The following is a 12,638-nucleotide window of genomic DNA, read 5'->3' on the forward strand; positions in this document are numbered from 1 at the left end:
ATTAACTTTAAACCAGTACAGCGTTGCCTCGCCTTAGCTCAAAGAGAACGATTCTCTAAGGTGCTGAAGCACCAAGTGAATCGGTTCCGTACTATCTGTACTGTCTGCGGCTTCGTCGCCTTGTCCTGATTTTTGTTAATCCACTATATTTTGATTTGAAACAACCATTAAAAAAGGTCGTCTGAAAAAGTAGTTTCAGACGACCTTTTTTCATTCGCGGCGGCAGTGTCGCTCCCTGCCCTTACCCTAAAAACTCTTTCAAAAACAGCAACACGCAGGCGAGTTCGTCGGCGGATTCGCGTTGCGTGCCGTTGCCGGTATGGCCGCCGCCGTCGGGAGCGTAGAGCCACGATTGCGCGGAGGTTTCGCGCAGTTTGGCGTAGAACTTGAGCGCGTGGGCGGGATGGACGCGGTCGTCGGACAGGCTGGTGGTGATGAGTGCGGGCGGGTATGGCACGTCGTCTGAAAGATTGTGATACGGCGACAATTCGCCCAGCCAGCGTTTGCAGACTTCGTATTTTTGCGGGTTGCCGTATTCGTCCGTCCAGCTTGCGCCGGCGGAGAGCAGCGGATAGCGGATCATGTCGGTCAACGGCACTTCGCACACCAGTGTGCCGATACTTTGTGGCTCGCGCACGAAGGCGGCGGCGGTAATCAGGCCGCCGTTGCTACCACCCTGCAAACCGATGTGTTTGGGCGAACTCATGCCGCGTTCGGACAAATCGCGCACGACTGCCAATAAATCATCAACGCTTTTATGTTTGCTGATTCCCTGCGCCGCCTGATGCCAACGCGGGCCGAATTCGCCGCCGCCGCGGATGTTCGCCAATACAAAGGCATTGCCCTCTTCCAGCCAATATTTGCCAATGCTGCCCAGATAATGCGGCAATTCGGGAATGCCGAAACCGCCGTATGCATAGACCAAAGTCGGCGTGTCGGTCGTCGCGTTTTTGCCGACGTGGAAATAAGGAATGCGCTCGCCGTCGGCCGACGTCGTCCAAAACTGCTGCACGTTGATGCCGTCTGAATCAAACTGCTGCGGCTGACGGCGCATGACGGTCAGTTCCATCACGTTCAAATCCAGCGCAAATAGCGTCAGCGGCGTGGTGAAATCGCTGGCGGCAAGGTAAACCACGTCTCCGCCCCACGGTTGGTCGGTCATTTCCAACACACCCGAAGGCAGGCGCGGCAGTTCGACTTCCTGCCATTTGCCGTCGGTAAAGCGCCATGCTTTCAGACGGCCTTGTACGTTTTCCAGCAAGTTCGCCACGACAAAACGCTTGGTCGTTTCCACGCTTTCCAATGCCTGCGTTTCATCGGGCGCAAACAAAAGCTGCGCCGCCCCGAGTTCGCCCCGATTCAGTTTCACCGCTACCAGCGCGCCGCTCGGATAGCTTTGGTTCGCGCGGTTCCAGTCTTTACGCAGCGTCAGCAAAAGATGTCCGGCCAGATAGCCGACTACGTCGCAATCGTTAGGCAGGTTCAACGGTTTCGCCTCGCCTTCGGCCGACACCTGCAAATAGGTTTTGGTGTAAAAACCGTCAGACGCTTCAATCAAATCAATCGGCGAACCCTGCGGATCGAGGTAACGCCACGCGTTCACCATCATCCCGTCTTCGCCGATTTGGTACACCGGCAGGCTTTCCTCGAAACTCTTGCCGCGCTCCACCAGCCACACCTCGCGCGGATAGCCCGATTCGGTCAACTGCCGCTCGTCCCAAGCCGGACACACCCACACGCTGTTTTCATCGCGCCACGACACATGGTTTTTGCCTGCCGGAAAGTGAAAACCGCCTTCTACCAACTCCCCTGCTTCCAAATCCACTTCCAGCGTGTACGCCGTATCGCCGCCCGATTTGCTCAGTGTTAACAACGCGCGGTTGGGCTTTTCCACCAAGTGCGACACGCCGCCCAAATACACATCGTCGCCGAGCAATTCGTCGAAGTCCGCCACTGAAAACAGGATTTTCCACTCGGGATAGCCGGAACGATACGTCGCCGCGGTACACACGCGGTATACACCCTTCGGATATTCCGCGTCCTGATGGAAATGGTACATCCGCGCGCGGTGTTCCTGACAAAACGGAATCTGCCGCGTATCCTGTAGCTGCGCCAAAATGCCGTCAGACAATGCGCGCGCCTTGTCATTTTCTAAAAAACGGGCGCGCGTTTCGGCATGCGCCGCAGCGGCAAACTCTTGCGTTTCGGAAGATTCGAGGTTTTCAAAATGGAGATAGGAATCGGGGTAAGATTTCATAGGAAAAGGCCGTCTGAAAGATTGGGAAACGGAATTATAACGGCAAAATCAAAAAAGGCCGTCTGAAACCTGCGTTTCAGACGGCCTGAGACATTATTTAACTTAACGTCCGTATATTTTCCACAAACCTTCCTGCAAACCAAATGCAGGCTCGCCGTCTTGCGGCTGGGTGCGGACATAGCTGCCGTCAGGCTGCATCAGCCAAGCTTGGGTATTGTCTTCCAAGGCCATTTCCAAACCTTCACGGATCACGCGTTCTTTGAGTTCGGGTGTGGTAATCGGTGTGGCGACTTCAATGCGGCGGAAGAAGTTGCGACCCATCCAGTCGGCGCTGGAGATAAAGGTATCGTCTGCGCCGTTGTTATGGAAGCAATACACGCGCGAGTGTTCGAGTTGGCGGCCGATGATGGAACGGACGCGGATGTTTTCGGACAAGCCTTTTACACCCGGGCGCAAAGTACACATACCGCGCACAATCAGGTCGATTTGCACACCTGCCGCGCTGGCTTGATACAACGCATCAATCACGCTCGGCTCGATGAGGGAATTCATCTTGGCGGTAATCCGCGCCGGTTTGCCTGCTTTGGCGTGTTCGGTTTCCTGCTTGATGCGGTCGATGACCATTTTGTGCAGGGTAAACGGGCTTTGATAGAGCTTGTTCAGACGGCCAGGCTTGCCCAAACCTGTGATTTCCATAAACAAAGTGTTCACATCGGCAGTGATTTGTTCGTCGGCGGTGATAATGCCGAAGTCGGTGTAGATACGCGATGTGCCTTGGTGGTAGTTGCCGGTACCGAGGTGGGCATAACGCTTAAGCACACCGTCTTCGCGACGGATAACCAAAGCCATTTTGGCGTGGACTTTGTAGCCGAATACGCCATACACGACGTGTGCGCCCGCCTCTTCCAGCTGTTTCGCCCAATTGACGTTGTTGGCTTCGTCAAAACGCGCCATCAGTTCGACAACGACGGTAACCTGTTTGCCCGCCAGCGCGGCCTTCATCAATGCGCGCACAAGCTCGGAATTGCTGCCGGTGCGGTAGATGGTCATTTTGACAGCCAATACATCCGGATCGGCCGCGGCTTCGCGTATCATTTGGACAACCGGATCGAAAGACTGATACGGGTGGTGCAGCAAAATCGGCGACTGTTTGACCAGTTTGAACACTGAGCCGTTTTTGCGCAAGGCTTTCAGACGGCCTGCATTGCGCGGTGGGAACTTCAAATCCGGCCTATCCACCAAATCGGGAACGGCATTGAGGCGCACCAAATTGACCGGCCCTTTGACCTGATACAGCTCGGCAGAAGTCAGCTTGAACTGGGCAAGCAGGAAGTCGTGAATATGCGCCGGACAAGTATCCGCCACTTCCAAGCGCACGCCGTCGCCGTATTCGCGGTCGTGCAACTCGTTTTGAATCGCGGCACGCAGGTTTTTCAAATCTTCTTCATCAACCGTCAAATCGCTGTCGCGCGTGAGGCGGAACTGATGGCAGTCTTTAACCTTCATGCCGGGAAAGAGTTTACCGACATGGGCGTGCAAAATCGAAGACAAGAACACAAAGCCTGCATTGCCGCCGCAAATTTCAGACGGCATGGGGACGACGCGCGGCAAAATGCGCGGAGCCTGCACAATCGCCATCCCGGACGGACGGCCGAACGCATCCGTGCCTTCTAGTTCAACGGCAAAGTTGAGCGATTTGTTTAACGGGCGCGGGAATGGGTGTGACGGATCAAGGCCGATGGGGGTGAGAATGGGCAAAAGCTCGTTGTCGAAATAGTTTTCGATCCATTTTTTCTGCGCAGCCGTCCATTTGTGGCGGCGATAGAAATGAATGCCGGCGCGGCCGAGTGCAGGCTGCAATACTTTGTTAAACAGATCGTACTGCTCGCGAATCAAGGCCTGCGCCTCTTTCGCCACCGCTTCAATAGTTTCGGCCGCGGTTTTGCCGTTGTCGAGCAGCTGATGCGGGCGCAATTTGTTTTCGCGTTTCAACCACGCCATGCGGACTTCAAAAAATTCGTCCAAATTGGAAGACACAATGCACAAAAAACGCAAACGCTCCAACAAAGGAACTTTCGTATCCTGCGCCTGAGCCAGTACACGGCGGTTGAACGCCAACAGGCTGAGTTCTCGGCAGAGAATGCGGTTTTGCTCGGGCATGGTTTACTCCTGAAACATCAGTCACTAACACCATCAAGTATAACGTTTTGCCGCCGTTCCGTCAGGTTTCAGACGGCCCCGGCAGACAACCTCATCCCTATTTGAGGCAAGACAAAGGGTTATCCGTTGTTTTCTATGCCAAAACAGCGGTTTTTGCTATAATGCGCAGTTTAATGCAACCGCAATACCACTGAAAGGATAAGAAAATGGGCTTTTTGCAAGGCAAAAAAATTCTGATTACCGGCATGATCTCCGAGCGTTCCATCGCTTACGGCATCGCCAAAGCCTGCCGCGAACAAGGCGCGGAATTGGCATTCACCTACGTTGTCGACAAACTGGAAGAGCGCGTCCGTAAAATGGCGGCAGAACTCGGCTCCGAACTCGTGTTCCGCTGCGACGTTGCCAGCGACGACGAAATCAACCAAGTGTTCGTTGACTTGGGCAAACATTGGGACGGCTTGGACGGCCTCGTCCACTCCATCGGCTTCGCCCCCAAAGAAGCCTTGAGCGGCGACTTCCTCGACAGCATCAGCCGTGAAGCGTTCAACACCGCTCACGAAATCTCCGCATACAGCCTGCCTGCGCTGGCAAAAGCCGCCCGTCCGATGATGCAGGGCCGCAACGCCGCAATCGTTGCACTGAGCTACTTGGGCGCCGTTCGTGCCATTCCTAACTACAACGTTATGGGCATGGCCAAAGCCAGCCTTGAAGCCGGCATCCGCTTCACCGCCGCCTGCCTGGGCAAAGAAGGCATCCGCTGCAACGGCATCTCCGCAGGCCCGATCAAAACCCTGGCTGCTTCCGGCATCGCCGATCTCAGCAAACTCTTGGGCCACGTCGCTTCCCACAACCCACTGGGCCGCAACGTTACCACCGAAGAAGTCGGCAACACCGCCGCCTTCCTGCTGTCCGACCTCGCTTCCGGCATTACCGGCGAGATTACCTACGTTGACGGCGGTTACAGCATCAACGCGCTGAACGACGAAGAGAACTAAACAGTTTTCACATAAAACGCACTTTCATGATGAAAGTGCGTTTTTTATGGCCATTACATTATGGTTTAAATGATGGCATAACCGATAAGGCCGTCTGAAATTCAAATACACGAATAAAACATAATTGTCGTACGCTTCGGCGCGTTATGTTACTAACATTACAACATTATCATTTCATCTCATTTAAAAGATGAGATAGAGCATTGATTCTAAAGATAACATTCATGTTATCTGATACTTAGCCGCTAATAAAAAATGGTGTAAAAAAGTAACAGAAAAATTTCAGACGGCCTGTTTTTCATACAGAAGGCATAGAAGCAGGGCATTTTTGGCATGAAATACAAAATTTAACATTATTGAATTCTTCTTAACTAATAAAGCGTTAAGATGCCTGCCGATTAATTGAATCACATCTGATTTTGACCAAACACATACAGGAGATTAATTATGTCAATCGCTTCAGAATTTAAAGAATTTATTATGCGTGGCAACGTGATCGACCTCGCAGTCGGTATGGTTGTCGGTACAGCATTCAGCGGCATCGTCAAATCATTGGTTGACGATGTAATCATGCCTCCTATCGGTCTGTTGATCGGCGGCGTTGATTTCTCCAACCTGTTCATCACGCTGAAAGACGGCGCGCAAGCCGCTCCTGCAGAAGGTTACGCCAACCTGGCGGCCGCTCAAGCAGCCGGTGCCGTTACCCTGAACATTGGTCTGTTCATCAACACTGTGATCAGCTTCCTGATCATCGCCGCTGCCATCTTCTGCGTGGTTAAAGCCATCAACTCCGTGAAAAAAACCGAAGCTCCTGCTGAAGAAGTACCAGCAGAGCCTAGCGAAGAAGTTCTGTTGTTGCGCGAAATCCGTGACTCTCTGAACAAAAAATAATCACAATACCTAAACATACACACAAACCAAGGCCGTCTGAAACCATTTCAGACGGCCTTTTCTCATATCAATCTATTTATCATTAAGCCTTTTCCATTGAAAGAATCACGCCCTTCCCTTTCTCAGCAAGCTATCCTGCTTTTTTAACCATGAAACAACAACGCTCAGCAAACACAAAGCAAATGAGCAGCGCATCTCCTTGCCAATAAAAAAGCCCGATGCGTTCAACATCGGGCTTTTAATGGAAAACCAATCTTAGTCTTTGCGTGTTTCCACCAAAATCATTTCGACTGCTACGTCTTCCACTTCTACTTTAGGTACATCCGAACGGCGTGTTTTAGCAACCGGTTCAGGTTGTGGCTGCGCGGCAAAAGCGGCAACGGCTTGCGGATCGGTTTCAACGAAGATCAAATCGCCCAAGCTCTCAGGCACAACGATTGCGACAGGCGCTGCTTCGGCTACGGTTTCAGTTTGCGTGGCAACAGTTTCGGTTGGTACTTTGGCTGGTGCAACAGTAGCCGTTCCATTCGGAGACAATACCGCAGAAATGGCTTCTTTAACGTTGCTGACTGCAGAAGCAAGCAGGGCTTGTTCGGCATCTGCGCTTTCAGTTTGCGCTACGGCAGGCTCGTCTTCGCTTTCAATCGCAAATACGAATGGCTCTGCGCTGGTAACTTCAGGCTCGGATACCACAATCACCAGCGGCTCGGCTTGATCGCTTTCAGAAGTCAATGTCGCATTTGCAACTTCGACCGTTTCGTTCAAACCCAAAACATGCGCTACGGCAAAGAGGACTTTGTCGGCGGTATCGGTAATGTTCAGGTATTGCTCGATTTTTGCCGAAGACGGAATATTGCGTTTTTTGCTGTTGGAACGGCGGTCGTTACGGTTGTTGCGCTGACGGTTGTTGCGGTCGCGTCCTTGACGGCCGTTGTTTTTCACACCCTCTTCGCTGCGGGCGTTGTCATCCGCTTCAACTTGCGCCTGTTCGCCATCGGCTTGAACGTTCACGTCCTCAACACGGTTTTCCGCAGATTGATGACGGTTGCGCTCGTTACGGCCGTTGTTGCGGCGGCGTTTATTGCCGTTTTGTTCCGCTTGGTTTTCAGACGGCATCTCAGCCAGTGCAGCCACTTCTTGAACGTTTACGTCTTCAACCACTTCCTCAACACGGTTGCGCTCGTTGTTGCGATCATCGCGGCGGTTGTTACGGTTGCGGTTGCGACGGCTGTCTTTACGCTCATCGTTGCGGCTTTCGTTTGATTTGTTTTCTTCAAACTTGCTGTCGACAGCTTCGGCATTCACTTCGCGCACTTCTACCTTGCTGCCGTCGTGCCTATTGTTGCGGCGCGGGTTTTGGCGGCGGTTGTTTGCGCGGCGGTTGCCGGAATTGCCGTTGCGGTTGTTGCCGTTTGAAGTGCGTTTTTCTGCCACTTCGGCAACAGGCGCGGTTTCGGCTGCGGTATTGCCGCCGAAAATGCGTTTGAGCCATGCTTTGAAGCTATCCCACCATGAACCGTTCTTCTGCTCGGCTACAACCGGGGCTGGCTGGGTATGGCGCACGCCTTTGACGGCGGGTTCGGGGCGGGCGGCTTTGGCTCTTTCGCTGCCGAAAGGTTTGGCGGATTCGTCTTCTTCCGGCTCGGCAACGCGTTTGTAGCTCGGTTCGCCGTCTTCTTCTACGTCGTCAATGCGGATGCGGTTGATTTCGTAGTGCGGATTTTCCAAATGAATGTTTGGAATCAGGACGACGTTCACATCCAAGCGCTCTTCCATCGCAAACAGCTCGGCGCGTTTTTCGTTCAACAGGAAGGTGGCAACATCGACAGGAACTTGTGCGTGCACTTCGCCGGTGTTGTCTTTCATTGCTTCTTCTTGAATGATGCGCAAAACGTGCAGGGCGGTGGATTCGATACCGCGGATGACGCCGGTACCGGCGCAGCGCGGACAAGCAACGTGGCTGCTTTCGCCCAAAGCCGGTTTCAAACGTTGGCGGCTCAATTCCAAAAGGCCGAAACGCGAAAGTTTGCCCATTTGCACGCGGGCGCGGTCTTTTTTGAGCGCATCGCGCAGAACGTTTTCAACATCGCGCTGATGTTTCGGATTTTCCATGTCGATGAAGTCGATGACGACCAAACCGCCCAAGTCGCGCAGGCGCATTTGACGGGCAACCTCTTCGGCGGCTTCCATATTGGTTTTGAACGCGGTGTCTTCAATGTCAGAGCCGCGTGTAGCGCGCGCAGAGTTGACGTCGATGGAAACCAGGGCTTCGGTGTGGTCGATCACAATCGCGCCGCCGGAAGGCAGGCTGACGCTGCGTGAGAACGCACTTTCGATTTGGTGTTCGATTTGGAAACGGGAGAACAGTGGCGTGTGGTCTTGATAGAGTTTCAGACGGCCTACATTGCTCGGCATGACGTAGCTCATGAACTCGGCAACTTGGTCGTGAACTTCTTGATTGTCCACCAAAATCTCGCCGATATCGGGACGGAAATAGTCGCGAATCGCACGAATCAGCAGCGAGCTTTCCATAAAGAGCAGGTAAGGGTCATGATGTGCTTTGCCTGCTTCTTCGATGGCTTTCCAGAGTTGCTTGAGGTAGTTCAAGTCCCATTCCAACTCTTCCGCGCTGCGGCCGATGCCGGCAGTACGGGCAATGATGCTCATGCCGTTTGGAATGTCGAGTTCGGCCATGGCGGCTTTCAACTCTTGACGCTCTTCGCCTTCGATACGGCGGGATACGCCGCCGCCGCGCGGGTTGTTCGGCATCAATACCAAATAGCGGCCAGCCAGGCTGATGAAAGTGGTCAGCGCCGCGCCTTTGTTGCCGCGTTCGTCTTTTTCAACTTGGACGATAACTTCCATGCCTTCTTTGAGCACGTCTTGAATTCGCGCCCTGCCGCCTTCGTAATCGCGGAAATACGAACGCGATACTTCCTTAAACGGCAAAAAGCCGTGGCGGTCGGTTCCGTAATCGACGAAACACGCTTCCAGCGACGGCTCGATGCGGGTAATGATACCTTTGTAGATATTGCCTTTACGCTGTTCTTTGCCCAGCGTTTCGATGTCCAAGTCCAAAAGGTTTTGGCCATCGACAATGGCAACGCGCAGCTCTTCGGCCTGCGTTGCGTTGAATAACATTCTTTTCATAGTCACCTCGTGAACAGCGGCCGTTTGATTTGTGAATATCTTTTTCAGACGGCCTGTCTGTCCGGTTGGCACTCTTCAAAGGCAAGATGGGAAAATCCCCGTGTAACCAGTATTTGATTTGAAATCCGCAAGGTTGCATGCTTGAGCTCAAGCCATGTGCGGACGGATTCGGATAAAGAAGGAAATAAAGAACAATGCGGCGGAAAGGTTGATGGTTCCGCTGCCGTCCGAATGCTGATGCTTCGGACAAAATTAAGGCAGCCTACATCTTCTTATTATCGTAGCGCCGGTAATTTCGGACGGTGCTGCGCGGACTGCGTCTTACGCCCGGCCGGACGGCAGGTTCAATTCAAACTTAATTACGGGATTGCGTTTGCCGGCTTTGAACAAACACAAGGAAATGCTTTGCGGAGTGCGTTTTTAATATAAAATCTCGTTTTAACAATAAATCCGTTTCAGACGGCCTGCAACGGCAGGTTCGGGTCCCGAAACGGACGTTTTGGGATTATAGAGAAAATGCACGCAATACGCAAAGATTCAGTCAGCCTGATTGCCGTTGCCGAACACGCGGAAGGCCAACGCCTTGATAACTATCTGATAAAAATCCTCAAAGGCGTCCCGAAAAGCCATATCCACCGCATTATCCGCGCCGGCGAAGTGCGACTGAACAAAAAACGCTGCAAACCCGACAACCGCATTCAGGCAGGCGATACCGTCCGCATTCCGCCGATACGCATCGCCGAAAAACAAAGGCCGTCTGAAAGCCAGGCCGCGCCTGCGCGCGAGTTTGACATCGTTTACGAAGACGATGCGCTTTTGGTCATCAACAAACCATCCGGCGTCGCCGTCCACGGCGGCAGCGGCGTGAGCTTCGGCGTCATCGAACAAATCCGCCGCGCCCGTCCCGAAGCGCGTTATCTCGAACTCGTCCACCGCCTCGACAAAGATACCAGCGGCCTTTTGATGATTGCAAAAAAACGCAGCGCCTTGGTAAAACTGCACGAAGCCATCCGCAACGACCATCCGAAAAAAATCTATCTTGCGCTGGGTGTCGGCAGGCTGCCGAACGACTGCTTCCACGTCAAGCTCCCCCTGTTCAAATACACCGGCGCACAAGGCGAAAAAATGGTGCGCGTCAGCGAAGACGGCCAATCCGCCCACACCATCTTCCGCGTGTTAAACCGTTTTTCAGACGGCCTTTTGCACCAAGTCGGCCTTTCCGACCTGACCTTTGTCGAAGCCACCCTGAAAACCGGCCGTACCCACCAAATCCGCGTCCACCTGCAATCGCAAGACTGCCCCATTGCCGGAGACGAACGCTACGGCGACTATCAGGCCAACAAACGCCTGCAAAAACTCGGTTTGAAAAGAATGTTCCTGCATGCTTCCGAGCTGCACCTCGCCCATCCGCTGACCGGCGAAAAACTGATCCTGAAAGCCCCCCTGCCGCAAGAATTGGCGCAATTCATTGTAATGTTGGAAAATCAGGAAAAGGCCGTCTGAAAGGAAACCCATGAAACCCAAACTCATCATTTTCGACTGGGACGGCACGCTTGCCGACACCACCAACCCCATCATCCACACCTTTCAGCAAAGCTTTGCCGATTGCGGCCTGCCCGTTCCCGAAGCCGACCAAATCCGTCCGCTCATCGGATACAGCCTGTCCGGCATCATTCGCCGCCTTGCCCACAACGTCAGCGAACACGTTCAGGAAACCCTGATTGAGACCTATGCCGCGCACTACCTCAATCCCAACAATCACAATATGACCCTGTTCCCCGAAGCCCTGTCCTGCCTGCAACGCTTGCAACAACAAGGTTATTGGCTTGCCATCGCCACCGGCAAAGGCCGGAGCGGCTTGGACAAAGCCATCGCACAAACCAACACCCAAGCCTTTTGGCTGGAAACCGCCTGCGCTAGCGAATATCCGTCCAAACCCGCGCCCGACATGGTACTTGCCCTCTGCGACCGACTGGGTGTTGAACCGGAAGAGGCCGTCGTCGTCGGCGATACCACCCACGACCTAGAAATGGCTGCCAACGCCAAAATCCGCGCCATCGCAGTCACCACCGGCGCACATACCGCCCAACAGCTTTCCGCCCTGCCCCATGTCGCCATGCTCAACAGCTTGGCCGAATTGCCTGATGTATTGGAAACCTTATAAAAGGCTATACAACATCTATATGAAAGGCCGTCTGAAACCTATTTTCAGACGGCCTTTCATTTGTTTTATCGATCCGAGCGCACCCTGACAAATGTTGCAAATTTCGGCGTTCCCTTTTGCGTAAAACCACGATAACGGTAAGTAATCAGTGCACCGATTTTCGGCGGATGGTCGCGGTCTTTATCCTTAAAACCGCTGCCGATACGAAACTCGCCATATTGGTTTTTGCATCCTACCGCACCCAAACGCCCGACATTGCGCCCTTTGCCCTCATAATGACGCGTTACCGTACATTCATCATCATATTCACTTTTCAGCTTCAACAGCTGCCCATTTCTACCGCTTGCATAACGGGCTTCAGGTTGACGCAGCATCACACCTTCCCCACCCAGCGCTTCGACTTGTTTCAAAAAATCCAAAGCATGCTGTTTGTCGCGCACCTTGACTTGCGGAATGACCGTAAACCGTGCCGACGGGTGTGATTTCAGCCATTTCGAAGCCGTTTCCAGCCGCTGATACAGATTACCCTGCGCCTGCGGCACATCAAAAACATGCAAACGGATGCCGTCCCAATTTCCCGAGGCAGAACGCACCGTCGCGGAAATTTGCTCAAACCGCCCTCGTCCGCTGTACAACTCACCATCCATCGGAAACGGCGGAAAACCTGCTGTAAAACCTTTGGGTGGTGTAAACGCATAACCCTGACGACTGACCAGCCGCCTGCCGTCCCAATACGCGCGTACGCCATCCAACTTTTCACTCATGGCCCAACCGGCAATATCTTGATTTTTATATTCCTGCGCCAACAACAAATCTGCACCAAACGCCGCAGAGATGAAAGAAGCCGCAAAAATCGGTATCATGATCCGCATTACATTATTCATAAGACATTTTTCCAGACTTGCTTTTTATTATATATACATAATAGCAAAAAAATGAACTGGCCCCAAATCTTGGACACTCATAAAAGCCTATTCAGGCGCTCTGTGTAAGCTGGGTTCTGTATGCGACAGGACTCAGC

Annotated in this window: 8 protein-coding genes; 4 read left to right on the top strand and 4 right to left on the bottom strand. The window is 53.0% G+C overall.

Annotation, left to right across the window (positions count from 1 at the left end):
* Window positions 1-241 precede the first annotated feature (241 nt).
* Together ACTHSQ_RS06880 and ppk1 are read right to left on the bottom strand one after the other, a co-directional pair.
* Window positions 242-2,257, bottom strand: a complete 2,016-nt coding sequence (locus ACTHSQ_RS06880) for a prolyl oligopeptidase family serine peptidase (RefSeq protein WP_440371073.1) — start codon at window positions 2,255-2,257, stop codon at window positions 242-244.
* A gap of 102 nt (window positions 2,258-2,359) precedes the next feature.
* Entirely contained in the window at window positions 2,360-4,417 is a 2,058-nt protein-coding gene (gene ppk1 / locus ACTHSQ_RS06885; protein WP_440371072.1) for a polyphosphate kinase 1, read from the bottom strand.
* A 206-nt stretch (window positions 4,418-4,623) separates the two neighbouring features.
* Between ppk1 and fabI the strand changes: the two genes are divergently transcribed.
* Together fabI and mscL are read left to right on the top strand one after the other, a co-directional pair.
* Window positions 4,624-5,412: an enoyl-ACP reductase FabI gene (gene fabI / locus ACTHSQ_RS06890; RefSeq protein ID WP_003748060.1), complete on the top strand. Its 789-nt coding sequence runs from the start codon at window positions 4,624-4,626 to the stop codon at window positions 5,410-5,412.
* Window positions 5,413-5,859: 447 nt separating this feature from the next.
* Complete coding sequence (mscL, locus tag ACTHSQ_RS06895) at window positions 5,860-6,303, top strand: large conductance mechanosensitive channel protein MscL (protein ID WP_440371071.1); 444 nt, start codon at window positions 5,860-5,862, stop codon at window positions 6,301-6,303.
* A 255-nt stretch (window positions 6,304-6,558) separates the two neighbouring features.
* Here mscL and ACTHSQ_RS06900 read toward each other — a convergent pair whose 3' ends face one another.
* The gene (locus tag ACTHSQ_RS06900) at window positions 6,559-9,453 is read right to left on the bottom strand and encodes an Rne/Rng family ribonuclease (RefSeq protein WP_440371070.1); all 2,895 of its coding nucleotides are present in this window, start codon (window positions 9,451-9,453) and stop codon (window positions 6,559-6,561) included.
* Between the two features lie 516 nt (window positions 9,454-9,969).
* Between ACTHSQ_RS06900 and ACTHSQ_RS06905 the strand changes: the two genes are divergently transcribed.
* Together ACTHSQ_RS06905 and ACTHSQ_RS06910 are read left to right on the top strand one after the other, a co-directional pair.
* Complete coding sequence (locus tag ACTHSQ_RS06905) at window positions 9,970-10,956, top strand: RluA family pseudouridine synthase (protein ID WP_440371069.1); 987 nt, start codon at window positions 9,970-9,972, stop codon at window positions 10,954-10,956.
* Between the two features lie 10 nt (window positions 10,957-10,966).
* Window positions 10,967-11,617, top strand: a complete 651-nt coding sequence (locus tag ACTHSQ_RS06910; protein ID WP_440371068.1) for an HAD-IA family hydrolase — start codon at window positions 10,967-10,969, stop codon at window positions 11,615-11,617.
* A 65-nt stretch (window positions 11,618-11,682) separates the two neighbouring features.
* Here ACTHSQ_RS06910 and ACTHSQ_RS06915 read toward each other — a convergent pair whose 3' ends face one another.
* Window positions 11,683-12,489 (bottom strand): DNA ligase, encoded by an 807-nt coding sequence (locus ACTHSQ_RS06915; RefSeq protein ID WP_036472495.1) that lies wholly within the window; start codon window positions 12,487-12,489, stop codon window positions 11,683-11,685.
* Window positions 12,490-12,638 lie beyond the last annotated feature (149 nt).

This window comes from Neisseria sp. P0009.S008 (assembly GCF_051958615.1).
Lineage (GTDB): Bacteria > Pseudomonadota > Gammaproteobacteria > Burkholderiales > Neisseriaceae > Neisseria > Neisseria subflava.